Here is a 24,862-nt window from a genome sequence, read left to right as displayed (position 1 = left end):
GCGCGGGCACTTCCCGGCCGGGCAAGCAGCGTAGGTTCAGGGAGTCAGTGCAAGACCCGTCATGACGAGGGGTTTTGTGCTGGGGCGTCCTGCGCCAGTCCGGCCCGATCGGTCATGTCGCCGCGGAGATGGGTATCTCCCGCCAATGCGCGTCGAAGTGGGTCAACCGCTACCGGCAGTTCGGTGACGCCGGACTACCGATCGGCCCCGTGCGTCCTATCGCCAGCCCACCGCAACCCCTGCGCCCGTGGTGGTCGAGATCGAACGACTACGCAGGGAGCGTAAGGACTCCGCGCGCCGGATCGCGCTGGAGTTGGCTACGGGCGGCATCTTGATCCCGGTCCGCACTGCGTCCCGGCACCTGGCGCAACCAGGGCTCAACCATCGCCGGCTCCTCGACCCGGCCGGGCACAGCGACGCGCGCCCCGGCCGGTCATCGCCCGTCACCCCGGTCACATGGCTCATAGTGAATGTCAAGAAAGTCGGCCGGATCCCAGACGGTGGCGGGTCCACGGCCGCGCCAGCGCGCAAGCCAAAAAGGTCAACTGCGGCAAGAAACGCGGCTAACGAGCCTGCTACGCCGCGGCGCTCCTGGTGGCGTCGGTCTTCGCCTCGCAGAACATGCTGTCCTGCTACCTCTACTCTCGGGGGCGTGACGGGATGTTTTGGAGTCGCCTCGTTCGCCGCCGGGCTCTTGATCGTGAGCGTGACGAGCGCCGAGATCTCGCAGCCCTACGCCGAGGTATACCGCGACCCAGGACCAGGATCCGCCGCCGACTACGACCAGCGCGGGGGCGATGAACGGGGTGAAGCCGCCCGCGATCGCGCCGGCCACCTGGTAGCCGACGACCGCGGCGCTGGCTCAGGCAGCGGGGTTCGGTCCGTGACCCGAAGGCGCCGGGAAATGGCCGGCGGGTTTGTGCACAGGGCAGCCGTGCTCGCATCGACGGCCCCTTCGTCACGGGTATCCATGTCATTTTCCGGCGTCCACAAAGGAGTGAAGCGCTGCGTAGTTCGAGTGATGCCGGTGACGGACGTCGAGGTGCGGCGGCGCTCGGGCGTGGCCGCTCAGGTCTCGAGCTGCTTCGCGATCGCCCTGCCGGATCCCACCGCGATCGCCACGCTCGTGAGCGTCGGGTTGCAGGCGGTCGCCGTGGGGATGACGCCATTGCCTGCCAGGAACAGGTTTTCGAATCCCCAGACGCGGCCCTCCGGATCGACCACACCGGTGCCGTCGTCCGCCGCGGACATGCGGTAGCTCCCCTGGTAGTGGATCGAACTGCCCGCCGGCTGGAGCGTGGGTGCTCCGCCGGGGACCGGTTCTCCCATCCGGGAGACCAGGCCCAGGACGATCTCGACCGCGCGGTCGACCGCCGCGTGATCGCGAGCGGTCAGCTCGTAATGGATGACCGGCCGGGGCATGCCGAACGCGTCCGTCTCGGTCTCCGAGAACGTGACCCGGTCTTCCGCCCTGATCTCCTTGGTGGTGAAACAACCCAGCCCCACGACCGGCCGTGCGTCCCCGTCCGCCGTGTCGCCGAAGCCCATCGGGGAGGCCTCGCGCTGCATGATCTGGCCGTGGAACGGATAGCCGGGCTCGTGGAAGGGAATCCAGCTGACTCCCGAGAGCATCTCTCGCTCGTGCTCCGCCGTGCTTGCCGCAAACTCGCCGTCGAGCAGAGCCGGGTCGAGGTGGATGCCGCACATGATCTGCGGCTGGTCGTTGAGGTGGCGCCCGAGCGCGTCCGGCCGGATTCCGGACGCCCACAGCAACTGTGGCGTGCGGAAGGGATCGCCTGCCACCGCCACAGCGTCCGCCGTTACCTTCGTGACGTCCCCGGTCCGGAGATCGCGAAGCCGCACGCCGATCACGCGATCGCCGCTGATGATGAGGCGCTCGGCGAGCGTGCAGTCCCGGAGTTCGAATCGTGGATGCCGGTGGGCGAGGGTGCCGAGGATCGTGTCGGTACCGACCCACCGTGGCCGGCCCGAGGGCGTTGGTTCCGCCGCGAGTGGCATCGGCTGCACACGCCGGTCCCGCGGGCGCCCTTCGTCGAAGACATTTCCCAGCTCGCGCTCCACTGTGGACCGCAGCTGTGTCATGGGGTAGGCGTCCTGGGTGACGTGCAGGAGCCGTTCGGCTTCTTCGAACAGGTCGTTCATCTGCCCGGCCGGGAGGAAACCGATTCGTTCCGAACCGCCGGGGCGGGGACAGGCTCCGGTCCAGTGGACGCCGAGCCCGCCGACGTTGGCGGACATGACCGCCGCGGGCATGCCGGAGAACGGGTTCCCGTAGGAGCGGCCGTTCGAGATGTAGGAAGTGCCAGACCGGGCACCGGGCCGGGCGAACGGCCCGGACGCTTCGGGGTGTTCGCCGGGAATCTCCGACGCCGCTTCCGCCGCCGTCCGCTCGTCTCCCACGAGATTTCGCACGGAGCCGCCGAGCGTGCCGGCCAGCCGGGGGCCGGCTTCGACCATGAGGACGCGGGCCCGCGGGCCGGTGTCGGCGACGGTGCGGGCCACCGCGCTACCCGTCGGCCCGCTCCCGATGACGATCAGGTCGAAGCCGGTCACAGGACTCCTCCTCGAGCACTCGCCATGGTCAGGCACCCGTCGCGACGGGAACTATCAGGTAACTGCCGCGGTCGCCGCCGGTGTGCACGACATGCCTTCCGATGTTGACCGTGTCGGTGTGTGCCATTACATGTGTGCCGGGCGGGTACGCGAAGGTGTCCTTGCCCGCCACCGTCAACCGCAGGCGGTCACCGCGGGCGAAAAAGGTCGATGAGGGCCAGATCTCGACGTCGACAGCGACGACTTCGCCCGGTGTGATGAGGCTGCGTGCGGTGTGGCTGTGCACCGGGCGGTACGGGGTCGATGCCGCTTCGTCGAGCGCGCGATGTGATGCGCGCAGCCAGCCGAGCGCGACGGGGCCGTCATCGAAGATCGAGAAGAATCCGAAGCGCGACACCTCGCCGTCGGCCGTGATTTTGTCGAGAGCGAGAAAGAGGTCGAGGTCGTCGGCGTCGGGTGCTTCCACGAACAGGTGTGCGGCCGAATATCCGGTGAGTTCGGTGTCCTTGTCGAACACGTGCTCAAACAGGACACGGTCAGGCGCGCCACCGGACGTCTCGTACGTGGCGGTCGCCTGCACTCCGGGAAGTTCTGCCCCGAGTGTCGCGGTGCGGGCGTCGAGATAAAGGCGTTCGTAGGAGATTCCGGGCGGCGGCCAGCTTTCCGCTTCGCGCCATTGGGCTTTGCCGAACCGCTCGCGAACTTCCCAGCGGACCCGGGGCCAGGAAAGGACTTCGTCGGAGGTTCCCTTCAGGAAGTGGTCGAAGAAAGTCCGCAACCGGTCGACGTTCTCGGGCCGGAACTGGTATTCCCATTTCTTCTGGCCGTGCACTTCGAGCCATTTCAGCGATGAGGCGATCTCGCTGAAGCCCTGGATCGTGCCGCGGGTGTGCAGGCCTTGGTCCGACCAGCTCGCGACGACGTAGGCCGGCACCTCGACCGAGGCGAGGTCGGCGCGGTTGTCGGCCCAGTACCGGTCGAACAGCGGATGCTCGCCGATCATCCGGAGGCCGTCCTCCGTGTCGTTCATCGAGTACCGGGTGTTGCGAGTCCACCAGTTCCGGTTCAACCCGTTTTCGAAGATCCCGCCGTGGTAGACCGCCTCGCGGTACCGGTCGGAGAACCCCTCCCACGGGCTGATCGCCGCCAGGTGGGGAGGTTTGGTGGCGGCGGCGAACCATTGCACGATCGCGAAATAGGACACGCCGGCCATGCCGACTTTCCCGTTCGACCAGTCGCGGGTCCCCAGCCATTCGATCGAATCGTGGATGTCCTCGGCTTCATGGATGTTCAGGTGCCCGCGCATCCGCCCCTCGGAGTACCACGTACCGCGCGGGTCGAGGTACGCGACGGCGTAGCCGTGTTTCGTCCAGTAGGCGGGGTCAGGCGCCTCGAAGACGCAATACGGGGAAATCCAGGACGGGTCGACGTCCGCGCCGTCGAAGAACGTCGCCGGCACCCGGTTCTTCCCGTATGCGCTCCAGCCGATGATGACCGGACAGTCGTCTCCCTTTTCAGGGCGGAAGATGTCGGCTTTCAAGCGGACGCCGTCGCGCATCGGAACATCGATGTCGTAGTCGATCCGCATTCCGGATTCGCTCACTTCGCGATGTTCCGGGGGTGCGTAGCCGAGTTCGGCCGGGCTGGCGCCGGTCTTCATGATCAGCGGGCTGGAGGGGGACAGGTCAGACGCGTTCATCTACATCTCTCCCGTGTCGATCAAGAGCGATCGATCGCAGGATATGACCAGAAGCTGCAAAAGTACATCAAAATCCGGAGGTCACCTGCTCGGCGTGATGTGCGGTGTCAGCCATTCGGAGCCTTGACCTGCTAACTTTTCGAGTGGGTGCGACGAGGAGTGGTTGAGGATCGACAACTTACGTTGCGTATAAGCGAAAGTGGTGTGATACTCATCCGAGTCGACCCCATCAAGACAGCTTCTGCTGCTGGTGACAACGAAGTCCCGAGAGGTCTTGACACCATGAATCTCCAGTCCCTGGCCCGTGCGCGTCGGGCAGCCATCGCCATCGGTCTCACCGTCGCTTCGGTCTTCGCCCTCGCGGGCTGCGGGAGCGACGATGCCGACGGGAAAGTCCAGCTCACCATCGCCATCCAGTCGCAGGACGGTGGCAGCGACTACTACACAAAACTCGTGGACGCGGTCCAGAAGCTGCACCCCGACGTGAAGCTGAAGACCGTCGAATACCCGTCCGATCAATTGGGCACGGTCCTGACCACGCAGCTGCAGGCAGGGAACGCGCCCGACATCATTTACGGTTCGCCGGGGACGGGGAACACCAACTCGCTGGGTTTGTACGCCGGGAAAGGGTATCTGGTCGATCTCGCCGACAAACCGTGGGCGACATCGTCGATCCCGGACAGCAGCAAGTCGCTGTTCTATTCGGGGAACAAGCTTTTCGCGATTCCGCTGGACACGGTCGTCGTGCCGCTCACGGTCAACAAGACGGCACTCGGCAAGGCCGGCCTCGCCATTCCGGACACCTATGACGAGTTCCTCGCCAGTTGTGGTGCCGCCCGCTCCGCGAAGACCGCGATGCTGAACGTCGCGGGCGCCTTCCCGGCGAACGCCGGATTCGTCGGTCTCGAGATCGCGGCGAGCCGGGTCTACGCCCAGAACCCGGCGTGGAACGACGACCGCGCGGCCGGCAAGACGACGTTCGCCGGTACCCCAGGGTGGATCAGGACTTTCCAGGTCATCCGGCAGATGTACGAGAACGACTGCATGCAGAGCGGTGCCGAAGGCGCCGGTGGGCCCCAGATCTTCCAGAGCGTCGCCTCTGGCCGCACACTCGGCATGTTCGGTCCCTCGGCTGTGGCGGCGAGCTTACAGACGGCGGACTCGAAGAACACGTACCAGTTCACCGCCTTCCCGCCCGACACCGCCGGCCAGGAATACGTGTTCGCATCGCCGTCCGACGCTTTCGCCGTCAATGCCGGGAGCAAGCACAAGGAACAGGCGATCAGTGTCCTGCAGGATTTTTCGACCGTGGACATCCGCAATCAGTTCGCGAACTGGGCGGGAAACGTTTCGCTGGAGACCACTCTCCATGGCGCCCAAGTCCCGGCGGCGTTCAGCGAAATTTCCGCCCTGCTGACGAATCCCGCGAAGTCGGGGCCGCTGCCCAGCTTCTCCTGGCCGAACGGAAACGTGTACCAGAAACTCGGGGAGGGGGTTCAAGGACTCATGACCGGACAGGTCAGCCCCGAGGAGCTGGCGAAGCAACTCGATTCGGCCTGGGACGGCAGGTAGCCGGTCCTCCTCGCGATTGGCGAAAAGATGATGTCCAGCCAAGCTGAACTCGCGGATCGCGGCGCCGTCTCCGAGGCCGGCACCGGCCTCGGAGCCCGGTCCCGCGTGACCCGAAGGTACAACCGTCGTCAGATGGCGAGCTGGTGGTGGACGGCCCCGGCGTTGCTCCTGGTGCTCGGTTTCGTCTACGTCGCTTTTCTTTTCGGTGCCTTCTTCGCCTTCACCAACTGGAGCGGTCTCGGCTCGTTCGACTTCGTCGGATTCCGCAACTTCGTGACCTTCTTCGAAGACCCGGATGCCTTCGCGGCATTGGGCAGGACGCTCTTCCTGGCGGCCGTGTACGTCGTCGCCACCAACATCATCGGGTTCGGGCTGGGGCTGGCACTGAACCGCACTCTGAAGACGCGGCACTTCCTGCGTACGCTCATTTTCGCGCCGGTCGTGCTCAGCCCGCTCGCGGTTTCCTATGTCTGGCTGTACATCTTCGACCAGGACGGGCCGCTCAACGGCGCGCTGGAGTGGCTCGGCCTCGGTTCGTGGACGAGGGCGTGGCTGGGTGACCCGGACCTGGCGATCTGGGCGGTCGTCATCGTGCTGGTGTGGCAGCACATCGGACTCACGATGGTCATCTATCTCGCGGGCCTGGCCGGGATCCCGCCGGAGATCGAGGAGGCGTCCGCGATCGACGGCGCGAGCGCCCTCCGCAGGCTCGTGCACGTCACGCTGCCGCTGTTGCGGCCGACGATCGTCGTCGCCTCGACTCTGCTGCTGGTGCGCGGTCTGAGCATCTTCGACCAGGTGATCGCGCTGACCGGCGGTGGACCGTACGGCGCGACCGAGACGCTGGCGACGCTCATGTACAAGACCACCTTCTCACTGGGTGAGTACGGCTACGGTGCCGCGATCACGATGATCCTCACCATCCTCATCGCCGTGTTCGCCGTCCTGCAGTACAAGTTCCTGCGCGGAAAGCCCGAGGAAATCTGATGTTCCGATACACGCGCAAGAGTCTCGCGCTGGAGACGGTGGTCTTCGTGTTCGGGCTCGCCCTGATGATCCCGTTCTACTTCCTGGTGAACATCTCGCTCAAGACCGACGACGACGCGCTGGTGTCGTCGTCGGTCGCGCCGCCGAACCCGCTGTCCGGAAGTGCTTACGGCACGGCGTTTCTCGGCCAGGACACCCGGAACATCCCACTCGGGCTGCTGAACAGCGCGATCATCACGGTGGGCGCGCTGATCGTCCTGATCGCGCTCGGGTCGATCACCGCCTACAGCCTGGACCGGCTGATGGGCCGGTGGAGCAATCTCGTTCGTGGCGTCTTCTTCCTCGCTGTGCTGCTGCCGACCCAGCTCGGTGTGATCCCGGTCTACGTCATCATGCGCCAGACCGGTCTTGCCGGCACCCACGTCGGAATGATAATCCTGTATTCGGCCCAGTTGATGCCACTGGCCGTATTCCTGTATTCGGGGTTCGTCAGGTCTGTTCCGCGGGAATACGAGGAAGCGGCGCAGATCGACGGATCCGGCAGGTTCAACACCTTCGTCCGTATCGTGTTCCCGCTCCTTTCGCCTGCGACCGGAACGGTGGCGATCATGTGCGGGCTCATCGTCTGGAACGACTTCTTCAACGCGCTCATCTTCATGAGCGGCAGTCCGAACGCGACGGTTCCCGTCGTCGTCTACGGCTTCGTCGGCACCCAGATGACCAACTGGAACGTCGTCTTCGCGGCGGTGGTACTCGCGATGCTCCCGGCATTGGTGTTCTACCTGATCGCGCAGAAGAAGTTCATCCAGGGATTCGCGGGCGGAATCAAGAGCTGACCGCCCTGTTCCGCCCTTCACCGAAAAGAGGAGCCGAAGATCATGACCGGACACTCCGTGAAACGCGGCGTGAGTCTCTACTCCTTCCAGGAGGAATACTTTCTGCGGCAGCTGGGCCTGGAGCAGTGCATCCAGAAAGCCGTGTCGATCGGTGCGCTGGGCATCGAGACCATCGCCGAGCAGATGATGCCGGGCTTCCCGAACCTGAGCGACGAGTTCTACGCGCAATGGCACAAGTGGGTCGCCACCTACGGGTTCACGCCGACCGCGCACGACATGTTCGCGGAGCTCAAGCTCTACAAGGACCGGCCGCGGCCGGTCGGCGAAATGGTCGAGGAACTGCGTCTCGACATCGACCACACGGCGAAGCTCGGCGCCTCCATCATCCGGATCCTCGCCCTCACCCCGCCCGAAGTCGTCGACAAGGCAGCCGGTTACGCCGCCGAACGAGGCATCAAGCTGCTGACCGAAATCCACGCGCCGCATCGCTTCGATTCGCAGTGGATGGAGGACGTGATGGCGGTCGCGGAGAAATGGGGTGGCGAGGTCGTCGGCCTGATGCCCGACCTCGGGATCTTCGTCGAGCGGCTGCCCAGGGTCGTCTGGGAGCGCGGCATCCGCGACGGTGCGGATCCCGGTTTCGTCGCCAAGGTCATCGACGTGTACGACAGCGGGGCCGATCCGAGCTCGCTCCCGCAGGAGGCCGCCGAGCGCGGCTTGTCGCCCGCGACCGTTTCCGTCGCCTTCGCCGCGACCCGGTACATCAACGAGGATCCGCGCGGCATGCTGGACTACATGCCCTATATCCATCACATCCAGGCGAAGTTCTACGAGATGGTGGATGACGAGCACGAATATTCGATCCCGTACGACAAGATCATCGCCACCTTGGTCGAAGGGGGCTACGACGGCTATCTGTCGAGTGAGTACGAAGGGAACCGGCACATCCAGGACGCGTTCGCGGTCGATTCGGTCGAGCAGGTCCGGCGGCACCACGCCATGATGGCCGCTCTCCTCGGCGAGGGAGGGGAAGCCTGATGTTCGATCGGTACATCCTGGTCCCCGGCTCGCTCGAGAACGATCTCGATGCGGGGGAAGTCGTCGGTTTCAGAGTGCGGGTCCGGGCCGGTTACTACCGGGGTTTCCGCCTCGCGATGCTCGAAGAGCTCCGGGTCACCGTCGACGGGGTGACGTACGGCCGAAAGGACGTGACGCTGGAGGTCGGGAAGGGCGCGCCGCGGTCCCTCGACGAGCTCGAGACGGAGTTCGAGCAGGCCTGGGAGTTCGGCGAGCCGGCGACCCTGCACGTCCGCCTGGCCGGTGGCCTGGCACCCGGGGCGCACGGAATCGAGTTGTACGAGCGCATCCGGATCTCCTACTTCCCGAAGCCCGCCGAGTACACGCTCGCCGGCGTTCAGGTGGTGGCGTGATGTTCGACCGGTACATCGTGGTGCCCGGCAGTCTTCGCAACGAGCACGAGGACGGCAAGGCGACCGGGTTCTCCCTCGGCGTGCGATGCGGCTACTACCGCCGCCTCAGGCTGTCGATGATCGAAGACTTCCGGCTGACAGTGGACGGCGTCGCGTACGAGTCGGACGATGTTCGCTTCGCGCTTCCAGGACAGCGTCCGCGGACCTTGGCCGACATCGCCGGGGCTTATGACGAGGCGTGGGAGTTCGGTGACGTCGCCCGCGTGTGGGCAGCGAAGGAGGGAGGGCTGGCCCCAGGCGCGCACGCCATCACGTTCACCGAGCAGTTCAGGATCTCGTATGCGCCCGCGCCCACTGTGCTGACGCTCAGCTGTGTGCACGTGATCGCGTGAGTCCGTCACCGGACACGCCGCCGCGCGTCCGCGGCTCCGGCGATGATACTGACCAGCGGCGCCTGCGGGTCGCGGTCATCGGGTACGGGAACAGCGCTGCCTGGGTCCATTGTCCGTTGCTGCGGGCCGCTCCGGATTTCGACCTGGCCGTGGTGGTGGCGACGTCGCGCCGGGCAGAGGAGCGGGCCAGGGCGGACGGGCTTCCGGTCGTGCGAACGGCCGGCGAGGCGGCCGCGTTCGCCCCTGAGGTCGCGGTGGTGTGCGTGCCGGATCAAGCACACGAGACGTTCTCGCTCGAGGCGATCGCGATCGGCGCCCATGTGTCGGTCGAGAAACCCTTTGCCCCGGACCGGGTTGCCGCGGAACGCGTCCGGAATGCCGCGCGGCGGGCGGGTTTGCGGGTTTCGGTGTTCCAGAACCGGCGCTGGGACGATGACTTCCTGACCGCCGGCGCGCTCGTCCGGGCCGGCGGGCTGGGAGACGTCACGAGATATGCGCTGCGTTTCGCGGACTGGCGCCCGGAACCTGGGGACGGCTGGCGGGATCGCGCCCGTTCCGGTCAGCTCGACGGGAAACTAGCGGATCTGGGCAGCCACCTGGTCGACCAGGCGGTCTGTCTCTTCGGGCCGGTGCGGGACGTCTTCGCCGACGTGCGCCGGATGCGGCCAGGGGTGACGGTGAACGACGATTGCACGCTCCTCTTGCGGCACGTGTCCGGTGTGGTCGGTGAGGTGATCGCGAGTGCGGCGCGGCCCTGCCTTGCTCCCCGCATCGAAGTCCAGGGGGCCCTTGGCGCCTACGTCAGCTATGGACGTGATGGTCAGGACACGCAGTTGCGTGACGGTGTCCTCCCCGGTTCCGCGGAATGGGGACGCCGCGGCCGGGAACCGGGCACATCGAGCCTGATCCGGCCAGGAGCCGGTGCCGTCGATGTCGAACGTGTTCCGGGGAACTGGCTCGCCTACTACGAACAGTTCCGGGAATTCGTCGTCCGTGACGGGCCTGCTCCCGTCTCGATGGCGGATGCGCTGCACGTCATCGAGGTGCTCGAAGCCGCATCGGCATCCTCGGCGCGGGGGACACGGGTGTCTTTGCCCTGGCCGTCATCAGGCGCCGCGAGCTGACGTTCCGAATCCGGGGATGTGCCCCTCCGGCACCTTCCGTCTGTGGGAAATCCGTCACGACAGTGAGGTGTCAGCAAGATGGTGAGACCGATCGGGTCCAGGGGCCGGGCGTCCGGGCGCCCGGCGTTGTTCGCTCTGGTCACTTGTGCCGTCGTGGCTCCGCTCGCGACAGATCTCTATCTTCCCGGGCTCACCTCGTTCGCCGCCGACCTGGGGGGAGGGGCCGTCGCGGCCCAGGCGAGCCTGACTACGTTTCTCATCTCCTTCTCGATCGGCTTCCTGGTCTGGGGCCCGCTCAGCGACCGGGTCGGCCGCCGCCGTCTGCTCATCGGCGGGGGTCTCGTCTTCGTCGTGGCGACGGCGTTCTGTGCACTGGCGCCGTCTCTGCCGGTGTTCCTCGTCGCGCGAGCGGTGCAAGGCCTGTTCGGCGGCGCGCCCACCGCACTGTCCCGTGCCGTCGTCTCCGATGTCTATCGCGGGCGCGAAGCCGCGGCCAAGTTCGCCTCATTGGCGATTTTCGGCACCGCGGCGCCGGTGCTCGCGCCCGCCATCGGCACTGTCGTCCTCCTGCTCGGCGGTGACTGGCGTGCGATGTTCTGGTGTGTAACCGCTTTCGGGCTCGTGATGGTGGTGGCGACCGTGCTGTCGATCCCGGAAACGCGATCGCTGCACGACGAGTCCGACCATGATCGCCTGTCGACGCGGGCGGCCGCTCGCGTGCTGGTCAAGATGCCGGTCTACCGGCTGGCCTGCGGTATCACGATCACGATTTCCGCGGTGTTCTTCTCGTACCTGGGCGCTTCGGAGAGCATTTCCGTGGGCTTCTTCGGCATGGCCGCCGCGAACTACGGCACTCTCGTCACCGTCAACGCGCTGTCCGGCAGTCTGGTCGCGATCGCGTACAGAACCTACTTCATCCGGCGGATGAGCACGGTCGCCGCGCTGAGACTCGGCGCCTTGGTCAACTTCGCCGGCGCGTCGGTGGCGCTGGCCGGGATGGTGAGCAACCTTTCCTGGCTGGCTTGGTCGGGGTTCTTCGGGTTGCTCGCCGGCAATGCCATCGTGTTCCCGACGCTCGTCTACCTCGCACAGACCGCCGGTGCGTCGATTGGTGCGGGAGGTACGGCGGCGGCGGGGAGTGGTGTCGCGCAGTTTCTTATCGGAGCGGCCATCGGGCAGTTCGCGGTGTCGGCGTCCTCCGGCGGCTCGCCCTCGGTGCTGGGCGGGATTCTCGCGGCGATCTCGTTGCTGGGAGTCGTGTATGCCTTCGTGACCCGGGCGCCGCGTTCCGGGCACCTGGCCCGGATCGGCGTTTCGACGAGTCCGGCGGGGCGCCGCTGAAGTTCCGGCTCACGTCCGATGTGGACTGTCCAAGAGGCCGATGTCCACCGGGACAGACGCCGTCCCGGGGCCGGGCAGGCGACGGCGAACGAGGAAGAGGCCGCCCACGGAGACAAGGCAAAGGGCTGCCGCGACCGCGAATGTGCCGAAGAGCGCGCCGGAACCGCCGGCGGCGATGACGACGCCACCGAGTGTCGGACCCGCGAACGCGCCGATGAAGGACGTGCCGTTGGACCAGCCCAAAGCGGCCGCCCTGGCCGGAACGGGAAACGCGCCGGAGGCAGTGGTGTGGACCAGGTTCATGGTCGAATGCCCGCCGATGCCCATGAGCGCCACGCAGATCGCGGCGACGGCGAAAGTGGTGGGGAGCACGAGTATCCCGGCGAGCCCCAATACCGTGCATGCCCCGGTGGCGATCGCGACCAACGCGCTGCCGAGGCGGTCGGCGGCCCAGGCACTGAGGAACGAGCCCGCGACCGCCGCTCCAGTGAGGGCGAAGGTCAACACCAACGCGGCGTCGAGCGAGAACCCGAGGTCGACCATGGCTTGCGTCGCCCAGACGTTCAGGCCCTGCCAGGCGACCATGCACAGGATGACCGATGTCGCGACGAGCAGGGCGATCCACTTGGGCCCACCGGAGAACAGTGCGGCGAGCTTCCGCCGCCCGGTCCAGTCCCGGCCGGCGGTGCCGTCGTCGGCGGCCGGGATGGGGGTACGCCCGACGACGAAGAGCACTAGCAGGCTCAGCCCGGCGCCGATGAAGAACAAGGCCCGCCAGCCCAGCGCGGGCAGCACCGGGATGGCGATGAGGGAGGCGGCTACTCCACCCAGGGGCACGCCGGCCATGGTCACGGTCACGACGAGCGCGGCCCGCTCGGCAGGTGCGTTGTCCCGCGCGATGGTCATCGCCGTGGCCAGCGCGGTGCCGACCCCGAAACCGTTGACCAGACGGGACGCGGCGAGTGTCGGTGCGTTGACCGACAACGCGAAAGCGAGCGCGCCGAGCCCGAAAACCGTGATGCCGAGGACGAGTGTGGTCTTGCCCCTGGTCATCGAGCTGAGTATGGGCGCGAGCAGGGCGCCCACCATCGCGCCGAGATAGACCGTGCCGCCGATGAGGCCGGTCTGCTGGCTGGTCACGCCGAGGGTGCTGTCGGTGACCAGCAGCGGGACGGCGGCGCCGTACACGATGAGGTTGTAGCCCTCGATGACGGTCACGATCATGCAGATCACGACGATCAGTGGCCGGTGCGCGGGGGCATGGGCTGAGGCCAGCTTCATCGGTGTCCTCTCGGGGTGGCTCCCGCCGGTGGGAGACGTCGGGGTCACATGCTGAACCGGCGCGGACCTCGCTGAAACAGATCCGTCCCGGAAACCGGGACAGCACGGTCCGGGAGCCCGGCTGGGGTCCGTAGGGTCGGGGACCTGCCAACGAAGGCGGAGACACCAGGAGGCGCCCATGCTCGATCCGGCGGATCTCGGCCCCTTGCTCCACCCCGCGCCCATGCCACTCGAAACCGGCTGGGAGCGGATTGCGGGCGGTGCCCTGCATGTGGCCGTGCGGACCGATATGCACGGTTGCCGCGGCGAGATGCTGGAATGGTGGTTCCGGTGGCGGTGTGACACCCAGAAATACGTCTGGTGGCATCCGATCGACCACGTTTCCAGCCGCTGGCAGGGAATCCTGGCCGAGGACACGCACGTCGGGAGCGAACACGTCATCCGTGAACGGTTCTCCGGGCTGCCGGCCCAGGACCTCATCGTCCAGTTCACCGAACCCACCGAGTTCTTCGATGCCGATCAACTCGCGAAAGCGCGCGAATCCGGGGCAGTGTCCGGTGTGGTGGCCGGGCGGACCGGCGACGCGCGGCCCGATCCACAACGAACCGAGGACGGGCGTGTGCTCGGCGGCCGCCTGATGCACGTCGCCAGAGACACACCTTGGGGAATGGCGCTGCGAAGCCATTTCTTCGTCGGGATCGACCTGCCCGGCCTGGGTCTGTCGCGTGCCGAGGTGGAGCGGGAGGTGCCCGACGAGCTGGCGCCGGCCTTGCTGCGGCACGCCTACGACGAATTCACTTTCCTGTCGCGGTTCCTGCCTTCCCTGTACGTGGCCGAGCACCGGGACGTCGCTTCGCCGCCCGCGCCCTGGTGAGTCAGGAACCGAACCCGCCCGGCTGTACAGCGGGGTTGAGGCTCCGCAGGCCACGCACGGCGTCCGGCAGCTTGCGGGTGAACACCTGGCTTGGCATGACGACCGCGATAGCCTGCAGCGCGCCGGTCGGCCCGACGAATGAGGTGGCGACGGCGGAGATCCCGGCATCGTGCTCTTCGCGGTCGAGCGCGATGCCGCTTTCCCGCACGTGATCCAGCTCCGCGAGAAGGACAGCCCGGTCCGTCACAGTCGCTTCGGTGAACCGCGCCAGCCGGGGTGGCAGGAGTTCGCGGACCCGATGCTCAGGGAGCCGGGCGAGTAAGGCCTTGCCGATACAGCTGGCGTGCAACGAAAAGCTCCGGCCGACCTGGGTGACGCCACGAAGTCGCGCCGGTGAGGCGATCTGGTCGACGACGACGACCTCGCGCCCGCTGAAGATCGCGAGTTCGACCCGCTCCCGGACCTCGCGGGCCAGCGCGACCAGATCGGGCCTGTTCGCGGCCAGCAGCCGCAGGTGTGTGTTCATGCCGAACTTGAGCAGGCCGGGGCCGAGCTGGTAGCCCGCCTGGCCGGGATCCGGAGAACGCACCACGTAGAGGACGCGTTCCAGGGTCTGGAGTACCCGGTGCACCGTCGAGCGGGGGAGACCGGTGCGCGCGCTGAGTTCGGTGATGGTCAGGCCGTGGCGGCTCTCGGCGAGCGCGTCCAGGACCACCGTGACGCGGTCGAGATCGGCCATCGGCACCCCTTCGTGTTTCGCAGTGGACTTCGCCGGTTCCGGGGTGATTGAACCACGGCGCAGCTCCGCGGCGCCGAATCTGCTGTCCCGGAAATCGGGACGGTGTGCGCACCCGCGCACCGTGCCGGCCCCTATCGTGCGGAGGTCGTAAGAGGACCTCGGGGAGGATCGAAGTGGAGCTGTCCCAGGCATTGCCGCCGCGGGTGGACGTCGTGGTGGTAGGTTTCGGGCCGGTCGGCAAGCTGCTGGCGATCCAGCTGGGGCAGCGCGGGCACGAAGTTCTGGTGGTCGAGCGGTACGCGGGGAACTATCCGTTGCCGAGGGCGGTGACGCACTGTTCGGACTTCGCCCGCATCCTGCAGTCGGTCGGCCTGGCCCCGTCGGCCATCCCGGAGATCACCGAGCCGTATGACGATCTGTACGTGTGGCGCAACGGCGACGGTGACACGCTGGTCGAGGTCGACTGGAGCGGACGCGGGGAATCCGGCTGGTACAACACGTACTTCTTCCACCAGCCGACGCTCGAACGTCGTCTCGACGAACTGGCCGGGGCGCTCCCGAACGTCCGCGTACTTCGTGGATTCGAAGCGGTCGGACTCACGCCGCATGAAGAAGGGTGCACTGTCCACACGCGTCGGGCGTCCCTCGAGGCGCGATGGGTGGTGGGTGCCGACGGCGCCAACAGTCAAGTCCGCGAGTGGGCAGGGCTGGAGTGGCACGACGAGGGCTACTTCTACGACTGGCTCGTCGTCGACGTCAAACCCGGGCCCGGGCTGAGTTTCCCGCATGTGGCCGCCCAGGCGTGCGACGTACGGCGGCCTTCGACGATGGTCCCCGGCGGGCCGGGCCGGCGGCGGTGGGAGTTTATGCGCCTGCCGGCCGAAACGAGGGAAGAACTCAACGACAGCGCCAAGGCGTGGGAGCTGCTGGAGCCGTACGGGGTCACTCCGGACAACGCCGAGCTGGAACGCCACGCTGTCTACACTTTCCAGGCAGGCTGGGCGAAGCGATGGCGAGCCGGCCGTGTGCTGCTCGCCGGGGACGCGGCGCATCTCATGCCACCGTTCGCCGGGCAGGGGCTGGGTGCCGGGGTGCGGGACGTGATGAATCTGGCGTGGAAGCTCGACGCCGTCTTGCGCGGGCTGGCGCCGGAGGCACTCCTGGACAGCTACGGCAGCGAACGCCGCCACCACGTCGAGGCCTTCGTCCGGTTCTCCATGACGCTGGGCCAGGTCATCTGCATGACCGACGCCGACGAGGCCGCCGCCCGCGACCGCGGTCTCATCGCCGAGCGGAGCGCGGGATCACCGCCGCCGGCGCCTCCTCGGCCGGGGCTGGGACCTGGAGTCCATCGTGGACAGTGGGGTGGCGCGCTCGCCCGTCAAGGCCGGGTTCGCGTGGCCGGCGCCGCCCCGGAATTCTTCGACGATGCGATCGGCGGGCCCGGCGCGCTCGTCGCCCGGAACTCGCGTTCACTGGCGGGTCTGCCGGCGGACGTTCGCTCAGCCCTGCGAGACCTGCGGGTCCGTCCTGTCGCCCTGTCCGGTCCGGATCCCGGCGATGTCCCTGTCGTCGAGGATGTCGACGGAACCTACGCTGCCTGGCTCGATGAGCTCGGTGCCGACGTGGTGCTGGTGCGCCCGGATTTCCACGTCTTCGCGACCGGCGGCGAGACATCGGCGGCAAGCCTTGCCGCCGACTTCGTCGGCCTGGTTCACGGAAACCTCTGAGATGGGGGAGATCACCGGGTCCAGGTTCTGGTCACCGTCAGCGACCGGGCCCGCCATGTCTCTTCGTCGACGACCAGGGTGTACTCGCCGAGGGTGTGGAGTTCCGGGGCGGGCCCGAACAACCATCGTGTGTAGTGGGCGCGTGCCGTCCAGGTTCCGTCTCCGCCGGATTGGACGATCAGGTTGCTCACGTCGTGCCGGTGGGGAGCCGGGTCTGTCCACAAGCGACTGAAAAGCCGGCGCGCCCCCGCGGTGTCCGCGCTGTGGTCGGCGGGAAACCGGATCCGGGCCGTGCCGAGCAGGTCGACGGCCGCTTCGACGTCCTTGCTGTCCGCGATCTCGACGTAGGTGTGCAGCAGGTTGGCGATGTGGTGCCGGGCCTCCGCGCTCATCATGTCCTTGATTCAATCATAAAGGTTCTAACCTTTAGTGAGCTTTGTGAGCGAGGAGGCAGCCGCGGGGTCAGCGAAAACGGGCCGTTTCGGACGGGCGGACGCCGAAGCGGCGGCGGTAGCTGGCGGAGAACCGGCCGAGGTGGGTGAAGCCGCACTCGTACGCGACGTCCGAGACCGGCCGGCCGTCGCGCAGTTCGCGGTGTGCTGTTTGCAGGCGGACTTCCTGGACGTAGGCCATGGGGCTCTTGCCGGTACCGGCCTGGAACTGGTCGTGGAGGGTTCGCGCGCTGCACCTCGCCGCCCCGGCGAGATCGGCCAGCGTGAGTGGCTCGGCGAAGTGCTCGTCGATGTAGTTCAGCGCCAAGCGCAAGGCGCGAGGGCGGCGTGGCTCGGCAGACTGCCTTCGCAGTGAATCGGAGTAGTTGTGCTCGTGCGCGACGAGCAGGGCCTGGACCAGGGTGCGGATGTACTGGGCGCGCATCGTGGGCTGGTCGAACAATCCGCCGGCCCGGTCGGCGTCGGTCAGCAGTGACCGCACCAGCCCCGCGACGCCCTTGCCCGCCGGGCTCGTGAGGTCGAGGCCGAACCCGAACCGCAACGGTTCGTCCGGACCGGTTCCCAGCAGGAGAGCGAGTTCCGCGTCGACGAGATCGCGGTCCAGGCGGATCCCGATGGACGGCGTGCCCGCCGCTGACGGGGTCAGCCGCTGGGGGACCCCAGGGGGCATGACAACAGCCAGCGACGGGCTGTTGACCAGTGCCTTGTGCCCCGCCCGCGAGAGCACGGCACCGGCCGGGGCCAGGTTGAGGAAGTAGCAGCCGTGCGAATGCCTGGGTGTGATGCGCACGTCGAGCCCCGAGCGCAGGTAACCGATCGCGAACCCGGGACCGGTGACAGCGCTGAGTTCGTACACCTGCTCCTTCGCCGGCACCGCGGCGGCGGTGACCTGGGAAATGCCGTAGGTGCTGTTGACCCCGGCCAGAAAGTCGTCCGGGTCGGTGGACCGGACGCGCGAGAACCGCGCGAGTGTGCCCGCCTCTCGAGCAGGGCGGAGGACGGCCGACGTCATTGGGACCTCCCGGTGATCGGGACCCAACTTATGATTTTAATCAGCAGAAGTCAATGGTATAAAGTTGTATGCCGCTGCTGACCGAAGGCTCCCTTGCCGCTTCGAGAAACCTCACGGCGCGCCTGCTGGACCGGATTCGCGCCATGCCGGGCACCACGCGAGCAGAGTTGGCGGCACACACCGGCGTCAGCCGCTCGAACATCGCCGACCGTGTCGCCGAGCTCGTGGAGCTGGGCCTGGTCGTCGAAGCCGGCACGGGGCGCTCGACTGGAGGCCGCGCACCGGTGCAGCTCGCCTTGAACGCCGGCGCCGCCGCCGTGGTGGCCGTGGATCTCGGCACGAGCGGGTTCGAGGTGGCCCTGACCGATCTGGGAGCGAACGTTTTCGCGCATCGCGCGGTGAAGTGGCAGATCGAAAAGGGCCCTGAGGCAACACTGCGGCGTGTGGAACGGGAGATCGACCGGATTCTCCAGGACAACACGAAGCGGCCGATCGCCGGTGTCGGCGTCGGCTTCCCGGGCCCCGTCCGATTCCCGGCCGGCCGGCCGACCTCGGCGCCGGGGATGCCGGAGTGGGACGACTATCCGATCGGCGACCGGCTGGCCGGCCGGTACGGTGTCGAGACCTGGGTGGACAACGAGGCCAATCTGATGGCGCTCGGCGAACTGCGGCGGGGAGCGGCGCGGAAAACCGAAGACCTGGTTTTCGTCAAGCTGGGCAGTGGCATCGGCGCGGGGATCGTCCAAGGCGGTGAGGTGCGCCGCGGGCATCTCGGCGGGGCCGGCGACATCGCCCATGTCCCGGTCGGTGCCCGGTCCGCCTTCCCCTGCTGGTGCGGGAAAGCGTCCTGCCTGGTCACGGTGGCCGGCGGTATCGCACTGGGGCATTCGGCGAAAGCCTTGGCGCAGAACGGAGAATCGCCGATATTACGACAGCGGCTCGGCGGTCGCACGCCGCTGGCCGAAGACCTGCTCGCGGCAGCTCTCGCGGGTGACCGGGCCAGCGTGGAGGTGCTGGAGCTCGCGGCCGAACAGCTGGGCCGCACCCTGGCGATCGTGGTGAACCTGCTGAATCCCGGGCTGGTGTTGCTGGGCGGTCGCGTGATGGGCGCGGCCGATTTCATCCTGCCGGTCGTGCGGCGCACCGTGTACGCGAGCAGTACTCCGCTGGCCACTCGCGAAATCCGGATCGAGCGCTCGGATCCGCTGGGGCACTTCGGTATCGTCGGCGCGGCGTGCACGGCGATCGACGCGCTGCTCGGTCCCGACCGGCTGGGAACGTGGTCGGCGGTTGCGCCGCGGTGACACGCGAATCCCGGTCACCGCGGCGCGGTCGCGCCGTTCACCTCAGAGAGGCCTGACTGATCAGGTTGTCGCCGCGGCGTCCGCGGAGCACCGCGAGCGCGAGGATCGCGGCCACCAGCGCGGCACCGGCAGCGAGGAAGTAGGCCACCGAATAGGCCTGGCCCAGTGCGCCGAAGGCGACTTCTTTGAGGGGATTGAGCGGAATGGCCTGCCCGCCAGGACCAGGGATCGTGGCAGGCACCGCGTTGGCCCCGAGAGGCCCGGATTGCACCGCGCCGACAGCAGACGCGAGCTCTCCCTGAAGTGCCGGCGCGGCATGTGCCGGCGCTGAGTAGAAGGTGTCGACCGCGGCGCGCAGGGAGGCATCGTTCGCGACCGTGGTGGTGATGGACTGGGCGGCGCGGCTGAGCGCGACCGCTCCGAGCACGGTCGGTGCGAGCGTGAAACCGAGGTCTCGCACCATGTTCGTCGTGCCGCTGGCCATGCCGGCGAGTTCCCTCGGCACAGTGTTGACCATCACCGCGGTGACGGAACTGACGGAGAAGGCGAACCCGCAGCCGACCAGGCAGAGGGGTACGACCAGCGGGAGCAGTGACATCGAGCTGATGGGGACGGTGCCGAGCCAGATGTCGCCGACCGCGATCAGCCCGAAGCCGAGTCCCAGCACCAGGCGTGGGTTGTAGGAGGCGAGGGCCCGGTGGATAAGTGGGAAGAGCGCCAGCCCCACACCGTTGAGGAGGACGAAGGCCACTGCGGTTCGCAGTGGTGAGAAGCCTTGGATCGCGGACAACCGGATGCTGGTCGAGTATCCGGTCCCGAGGTAGGCGAACATGCCCAGCAACGTCGTCACGGCGGCGATGGCGAACGGCCGGTGAGTGAACAGATCGAGGCGCAGCAGTGGAGCGGGAGAGCGGCGTTCGACCAGGACGAACGCCGCGAGGAAGGCGGCGGCCAGCACGAAACCCGTGATGACGAGAGGATGTGCCCACCCGCTGGTCGGGCCTTGGATGACCGCGAGCAAAAGCGCGAAGAGCGCGATCGCGATCGTGACCTGACCGGGCCAGTCGAGCGAGCGGCCTCGAGCCGCCGAGGAGTCCTGGGCTTGCGTCCCGGCTACCGCCGCGACGGCGAGGGAGAGCGCCAGGCACACCAGAAAACCCCAGCGCCACCCGGCGTTCGCGTCCGGGCCGAACGAGAATCCGGCAAGCCAGCCGCCGAGGACCGGGGCCACGAAGCCGCCGGTGGCCAGCGCGACCGACCAGACCGTGAGGCCCCGCGAGCGGTCTCCGGGCGTGTGGCTGCCGGCCGTGACCATCGCGAGCGTGCTCGGCAGGATGGCCGCGGCGCCGATGCCACACACGATCTGGCCGGTGAGCAGAACCGTCATCCGCACGCCGGTGGCAGTCCCCGGACCCGGTGTCAGGACGGCGATCAGCAGGCCGAGGCCCATCAGCAACGAGCCGTAAACGACGAGACGCTTGCGCCCGAACAGGTCACCCAGCACACCGAAGGTCAGTTCGAGCAGTGTGACTGGCACCAGGAAGGCCGCCGAAACCCAGGTGAGCTGAGCCGACGTGGTGTGCAGGTCCTCCTGGAAGAGGCCGTTGAACACGGTGGGGATGGCCATGGTCACTTGCACGACCCAGACCCCGAACGCGGCCGAAAGCAGAGTGCCCCGGTGCAGCCCGCGGCCCGCGGCCGGGGCGGGGCTCTCCGTTGAGTCCCTGGCAACCATCGAAGGAACCTCCTGTGCGATCCGTTTCCGGAAAAGGGGCCGGACCGAAGGGTCCGGCCCCCGAAGCTAAGGAAGCCCCTCGTGGCGCGCTATCCGTGCCTGGCGGGCACTGTCCAGATCAGGCACACGCCGTGGGTCACTGGTTGCTGAACGCGGAGTCGAAGGCTGCTTCGGGCAACGGCCACAGCAGGGACCGGATGTGCCGCACGGCTTCGGCCGCGCCGTGCAGCCGGTCCATACCGGCGTCCTCCCACTCCACCGAGATCGGACCGCGGTAACCGATCGCGGCGAGCGCGCGGAAAGCGTCCTCCCACGGCACATCGCCGTGACCGGTCGAGACGAAGTCCCAGCCGCGCCTCGGGTCACCCCACGGCAGGTGCGAGCCGAGGATGCCCGCCCGTCCGGACGGCGGGCGAACCCGGGTGTCCTTGCAGTCGACGTGGTAGATCCGGTCGGCGAAGTCGCTGATGAACCCGACGGTGTCGATTCCCTGCCAGAGCATGTGCGACGGGTCCCAGTTGAAACCGAAGGCCGCACGGTGGCCGATCGCCTCGAGGGCGCGGACGCTCGTCCAGTGGTCGTAGGCGATCTCCGAGGGGTGCACTTCGTGCGCGAAGCGGACGCCCTCGTTGTCGAAGACGTCGAGGATCGGGTTCCAGCGCCGGGCGAAGTCCTCGTAGCCGTCGTCGATCACGGACTCCGGGACCGGCGGGAACATCGCGACGTACTTCCAGATCTTGGAGCCGGTGAAGCCGACCACGGTGCCCGCGCCCATCCGCCGCGCGACCCTTGCCGATCGTTTCATGTCCTCAGCAGCGCGCTGCCGGACGCCCTCCTGATCGCCGTCGCCCCAGACGGACGGGCGGAGGATGGCCTGGTGGCGGAAGTCGATCGGGTCGTCGCATACCGCTTGCCCGCCGAGGTGGTGCGAGATGGCCCAGACCCTCAGGCCATATTTGTCCAAAATGGACATACGATGGTCAAGATATCCGGGTTCTTCCTCGGCACGCACGAGATCGAGGTGGTCACCGGACGCCGCGATCTCCAGGCCGTCGTATCCCCACTCGCTCGCGAGACGCGCGACCTCTTCGAACGGCAGGTCCGCCCATTGCCCGGTGAACAGGGTGACCGGCTGGCGGGCTGGGGCCTTCGTCATCTGCAACCTCCTCGTTGTCCGAGGTAGTTTAGCTTATTTCACGCAAAACTGGGAGTCCTAAAGGTCGACTGGTCGATAGGTTTTGCATAAAAACTATGTTAGTGTCCGGTGGAGTTCGAGAGGATTGAGGTGTTCATGAGCAGGCTTCGCGTCGGGATCATCGGGACGGGCTTCATGGGGGCGGTCCACGCGCGATCGGCGACCGTGGCGGGTGCCGAGGTGGCCGGGTTCGTCGGCTCGTCTCCCGCCAAGGGTCGTCGCGCCGCCGACGACTTCGGTGCCGGCGCGGGTTTCGACTCGGTCGAGGCGCTGTTGCGGCACGGCGTGGATGTCGTGCATGTGTGCACGCCGAACGCGACGCACGCGGAGCTCTGCCGGCAGGCGCTGGCGTCCGGCGTGCCGGTGGTCTGCGAGAAGCCGCTGGCGACCGACCGGCTCGTGGCGCGGGAGCTCACGGAACTGGCCGCGGAACGGGGGCTGATCGCCACGGTGCCGTTCATCTACCGGTACTACGCGTCCGTGCGGGAGGCGCGCGGGCGGCTGCGTGCTCCTGGGCACCGGCCGCCGTGGCTCATCCACGGCAGCTACCTGCAGGACTGGCTCGCCGCCCCGGAAGCGACCAACTGGCGTGTCGATCCGCGACGTGGCGGCGCCACGCGGGCTTTCGGTGACATCGGCGTGCACTGGTGCGATCTCGCGGAGTTCGTCACCGGCCAGCGGATCACCCGCGTGCAGGCCTCCTTCGCCCGCGCCGTCCAGGCCCGGCCGCTCGACGGTGACGTACGTCCGGTGCAGACCGAGGACGGCGCGGTCGTGATGTTCGAGACCGACGCCGGTGCGCTCGGCTCGGTCGTGGTCAGCCAGGCATCGGCGGGCCGCAAGAACGCCCTGTCTTTCTCCTTCGACGGGCCCGATGCCAGTTATGCCTTCTGCCAGGAGAACCCCGAGTCGTTGTGGATCGGCGGCCGGGACACGAACCAGATCGTGATGCGCGATCCCGCCCGTGCGGGTGCACCGACGGGCCGGTCCGCTTCGCTGCCCGCCGGGCACCCCCAGGGCTACTACGAGTGTTTCGCCGATTTCGTCGCGGATACCTACGCGGCCATCACGGGCGAGCCCGTGGAAGGTTTGCCGACCTTCTCCGACGGGGTGCGCGCCGCCGAAATCACCGACGCCGTCGTCACCTCGGCGAAGGGCGGCGAGTGGGTCGAAATCGGCGGGCGGGTCGCGCAGTCGGCCTGAGCGCCCGGCCGCGTCACGCGGTCCGGGACGCCGGCGGGAACGAAGCCGAACTGGCGGGGGCCGCGGCCAGGAAGTCCATGTGCACGTCGAGGTCGAACGGCTCGGTGAACTCGTCCTTGCGGGCTTTCACGCCGTGGGGGGCGCCGAGCGGCAGCCACTGGCCGAGCATGACCGGGTGCAGCAGCTCGTCGACGGCGAGTGCCGCCGCACCGATGACCCCTTCGTAGTGGTCGAGCGTGACGTTGGCGATGGCGAGGTTGTCGGTGGCCAGCGGCAGGGACCGCCGGGTGATCGCTTCGGCGACCGTGTCGCGGAAGATCGGCCCTGCGTGTGACATCGACCCGGCGAGGTAGACCGTGGAGGGGTTGAAAACGCTCACCACGTTCGCCAGCTGGGCGCCGATGAGCTCGCCCGCCCTCTTGATCAGTTCTCCGGCCGCCAGGTCGCCGTCCGCCGCGGCCAGCGCGAGATCGACGACGTTGAGTGCGGGCGTCTCCGCCAGCAGTTCGGCCAGCCGGACGCTGCGACCGGTGAGCGCCGCGTTCCGCGCGTCGATGGTCAGGGCCCACCCGCCGGCGAACGCTTCCAGGCAGCCGAACTTGCCGCATCGGCACTGGCGCCGGGACTCCTCGGCGACGATGGTGTGGCCGAAGTCGCCCGCCGAACCCCGCGCGCCCCGGTGCAGCCGCCCCCGCGAGATCAGCCCCATCCCGATGCCGGTGCCGGCCTTGACCAGCAGCAGGTTGTCGCCGGCCGACATCCGGGTCGCGCTCCAGGCGCCCAGCGTCATGAGGTTCACGTCGTTGTCCACCCAGGCGGGGACGCCGAAGTGGTCTTCGATGCGTTCCCTGATCGGGAAACCGTCCCAGCCCCGCATGATCGGCGGCGCGACGGAGACTCCGCGGGCGAAGTCGACCGGCCCCGGCACGCCGACGCACACACCCCAGAGCCGGCCACGAAGGTCCGGGGTGAGCAGCTCCGCCGCGATCCCGAAGAACGTCGCCAGTGATTCCTCGGGACCGGTTTCGATGTCCCAGATCTTCCGGCGGTCCACGAGAATCGTCCCGTCGAGGTCGACGACGGCGGCGTGGACCCTGGTCGCGCCGAACACCATGGCGAGCACGACGGCCTTGCCCTTCGCGATGCACAACGTGCGCGAGGGGCGGCCGCCGGTGGACGGCGCGTGCTCCCCTTCGGCCAGGATTCCGGCCTTCATCGCGTCGTCGACCCGCTGCGTGACGATCGTGCGGCCGAGACCGGTCTGGCGGACGAGCTCGGGCCGTGTCACCGCCATCCCGCTCCTGATCATGGTGAGGATGAGCGACAGGGTCTGGGTGTGGTCAGCCATTCAGCGCAGTCTCCCCGCGCCAGGACAGCGGCGC

The 24,862-nt window shown here is 67.8% G+C and carries 21 protein-coding genes and 1 pseudogene; 13 read left to right on the top strand and 9 right to left on the bottom strand.

Features of this window, described 5'->3' with window-relative positions; translation table 11 throughout:
• Positions 1–74 precede the first annotated feature (74 nt).
• Positions 75–564: pseudogene (locus FPZ12_RS47100) on the top strand (helix-turn-helix domain-containing protein); the annotation flags it as partial.
• Positions 565–1,068: 504 nt separating this feature from the next.
• On the opposite strand, the gene FPZ12_RS16480 reads toward FPZ12_RS47100, so the two are convergent.
• A complete protein-coding gene (locus FPZ12_RS16480; protein ID WP_144748092.1) occupies positions 1,069–2,574 on the bottom strand; it encodes a GMC oxidoreductase in 1,506 nt (501 codons plus the stop codon).
• Between the two features lie 28 nt (positions 2,575–2,602).
• Positions 2,603–4,273: a CocE/NonD family hydrolase gene (locus FPZ12_RS16475; RefSeq protein WP_144748091.1), complete on the bottom strand. Its 1,671-nt coding sequence runs from the start codon at positions 4,271–4,273 to the stop codon at positions 2,603–2,605.
• Positions 4,274–4,432: 159 nt separating this feature from the next.
• Here FPZ12_RS16475 and FPZ12_RS16470 point away from each other — a divergent pair, with 159 nt between their 5' ends.
• From FPZ12_RS16470 to FPZ12_RS16440, 8 genes are all read left to right on the top strand, one after another.
• Positions 4,433–5,845 (top strand): ABC transporter substrate-binding protein, encoded by a 1,413-nt coding sequence (locus FPZ12_RS16470; protein WP_144748090.1) that lies wholly within the window; start codon positions 4,433–4,435, stop codon positions 5,843–5,845.
• A 132-nt stretch (positions 5,846–5,977) separates the two neighbouring features.
• Positions 5,978–6,832, top strand: coding sequence for a carbohydrate ABC transporter permease (locus tag FPZ12_RS16465; RefSeq protein WP_166462781.1), 855 nt, complete (start codon positions 5,978–5,980; stop codon positions 6,830–6,832).
• Positions 6,832–7,668, top strand: coding sequence for a carbohydrate ABC transporter permease (locus FPZ12_RS16460; protein WP_144748088.1), 837 nt, complete (start codon positions 6,832–6,834; stop codon positions 7,666–7,668). The genes FPZ12_RS16465 and FPZ12_RS16460 overlap by 1 nt, the downstream gene beginning before the upstream one ends.
• Before the next feature lie 42 nt (positions 7,669–7,710).
• On the top strand, positions 7,711–8,706 hold the full coding sequence (locus FPZ12_RS16455) for a sugar phosphate isomerase/epimerase family protein (RefSeq protein ID WP_144748087.1): 996 nt from the start codon (positions 7,711–7,713) through the stop codon (positions 8,704–8,706).
• Positions 8,706–9,098, top strand: a complete 393-nt coding sequence (locus FPZ12_RS16450; protein WP_144748086.1) for a C-glycoside deglycosidase beta subunit domain-containing protein — start codon at positions 8,706–8,708, stop codon at positions 9,096–9,098. The genes FPZ12_RS16455 and FPZ12_RS16450 overlap by 1 nt, the downstream gene beginning before the upstream one ends.
• Positions 9,098–9,490: a C-glycoside deglycosidase beta subunit domain-containing protein gene (locus tag FPZ12_RS45615; protein ID WP_243769877.1), complete on the top strand. Its 393-nt coding sequence runs from the start codon at positions 9,098–9,100 to the stop codon at positions 9,488–9,490. The genes FPZ12_RS16450 and FPZ12_RS45615 overlap by 1 nt, the downstream gene beginning before the upstream one ends.
• The gene (locus FPZ12_RS16445) at positions 9,487–10,614 is read left to right on the top strand and encodes a Gfo/Idh/MocA family protein (RefSeq protein ID WP_166462779.1); all 1,128 of its coding nucleotides are present in this window, start codon (positions 9,487–9,489) and stop codon (positions 10,612–10,614) included. The genes FPZ12_RS45615 and FPZ12_RS16445 overlap by 4 nt, the downstream gene beginning before the upstream one ends.
• 78 nt (positions 10,615–10,692) lie before the next feature.
• Positions 10,693–11,955: an MFS transporter gene (locus FPZ12_RS16440; protein ID WP_144748084.1), complete on the top strand. Its 1,263-nt coding sequence runs from the start codon at positions 10,693–10,695 to the stop codon at positions 11,953–11,955.
• 9 nt (positions 11,956–11,964) lie between these two features.
• Here FPZ12_RS16440 and FPZ12_RS16435 read toward each other — a convergent pair whose 3' ends face one another.
• Positions 11,965–13,236: an MFS transporter gene (locus FPZ12_RS16435; RefSeq protein WP_208025869.1), complete on the bottom strand. Its 1,272-nt coding sequence runs from the start codon at positions 13,234–13,236 to the stop codon at positions 11,965–11,967.
• A gap of 178 nt (positions 13,237–13,414) precedes the next feature.
• Here FPZ12_RS16435 and FPZ12_RS16430 point away from each other — a divergent pair, with 178 nt between their 5' ends.
• The gene (locus tag FPZ12_RS16430) at positions 13,415–14,110 is read left to right on the top strand and encodes a DAPG hydrolase family protein (RefSeq protein WP_144748083.1); all 696 of its coding nucleotides are present in this window, start codon (positions 13,415–13,417) and stop codon (positions 14,108–14,110) included.
• A gap of 1 nt (position 14,111) precedes the next feature.
• On the opposite strand, the gene FPZ12_RS16425 is transcribed toward FPZ12_RS16430, so the two are convergent.
• On the bottom strand, positions 14,112–14,849 hold the full coding sequence (locus tag FPZ12_RS16425; protein ID WP_144748082.1) for an IclR family transcriptional regulator: 738 nt from the start codon (positions 14,847–14,849) through the stop codon (positions 14,112–14,114).
• 173 nt (positions 14,850–15,022) lie between these two features.
• Between FPZ12_RS16425 and mhpA the strand changes: the two genes are divergently transcribed.
• Positions 15,023–16,579 (top strand): bifunctional 3-(3-hydroxy-phenyl)propionate/3-hydroxycinnamic acid hydroxylase MhpA, encoded by a 1,557-nt coding sequence (gene mhpA, locus FPZ12_RS16420; RefSeq protein ID WP_208025868.1) that lies wholly within the window; start codon positions 15,023–15,025, stop codon positions 16,577–16,579.
• 11 nt (positions 16,580–16,590) lie between these two features.
• On the opposite strand, the gene FPZ12_RS16415 is transcribed toward mhpA, so the two are convergent.
• The gene (locus tag FPZ12_RS16415) at positions 16,591–16,974 is read right to left on the bottom strand and encodes a nuclear transport factor 2 family protein (protein ID WP_166462778.1); all 384 of its coding nucleotides are present in this window, start codon (positions 16,972–16,974) and stop codon (positions 16,591–16,593) included.
• 67 nt (positions 16,975–17,041) lie between these two features.
• Positions 17,042–18,043: a helix-turn-helix transcriptional regulator gene (locus FPZ12_RS16410; protein WP_144748081.1), complete on the bottom strand. Its 1,002-nt coding sequence runs from the start codon at positions 18,041–18,043 to the stop codon at positions 17,042–17,044.
• Positions 18,044–18,111: 68 nt separating this feature from the next.
• Here FPZ12_RS16410 and FPZ12_RS16405 point away from each other — a divergent pair, with 68 nt between their 5' ends.
• Positions 18,112–19,347, top strand: a complete 1,236-nt coding sequence (locus FPZ12_RS16405) for an ROK family protein (RefSeq protein ID WP_144748080.1) — start codon at positions 18,112–18,114, stop codon at positions 19,345–19,347.
• A gap of 37 nt (positions 19,348–19,384) precedes the next feature.
• On the opposite strand, the gene FPZ12_RS16400 is transcribed toward FPZ12_RS16405, so the two are convergent.
• On the bottom strand, positions 19,385–21,082 hold the full coding sequence (locus FPZ12_RS16400) for an MFS transporter (protein ID WP_144748079.1): 1,698 nt from the start codon (positions 21,080–21,082) through the stop codon (positions 19,385–19,387).
• A 136-nt stretch (positions 21,083–21,218) separates the two neighbouring features.
• Complete coding sequence (locus FPZ12_RS16395) at positions 21,219–22,238, bottom strand: sugar phosphate isomerase/epimerase family protein (protein ID WP_144748078.1); 1,020 nt, start codon at positions 22,236–22,238, stop codon at positions 21,219–21,221.
• A gap of 135 nt (positions 22,239–22,373) precedes the next feature.
• On the opposite strand from FPZ12_RS16395, the gene FPZ12_RS16390 reads away from it, so the two are divergent.
• The gene (locus FPZ12_RS16390) at positions 22,374–23,480 is read left to right on the top strand and encodes a Gfo/Idh/MocA family protein (RefSeq protein WP_150980352.1); all 1,107 of its coding nucleotides are present in this window, start codon (positions 22,374–22,376) and stop codon (positions 23,478–23,480) included.
• A gap of 13 nt (positions 23,481–23,493) precedes the next feature.
• Here the strand turns inward: FPZ12_RS16390 and FPZ12_RS16385 are convergent, their stop codons facing one another.
• Entirely contained in the window at positions 23,494–24,828 is a 1,335-nt protein-coding gene (locus FPZ12_RS16385; RefSeq protein ID WP_144748077.1) for an ROK family protein, read from the bottom strand.
• Positions 24,829–24,862 lie beyond the last annotated feature (34 nt).

This window comes from Amycolatopsis acidicola, from assembly GCF_007713735.2.
GTDB classification, from domain to species: Bacteria; Actinomycetota; Actinomycetes; order Mycobacteriales; family Pseudonocardiaceae; genus Amycolatopsis_E; species Amycolatopsis_E acidicola.
This window is presented reverse-complemented; position numbering and strand designations above follow the sequence as displayed.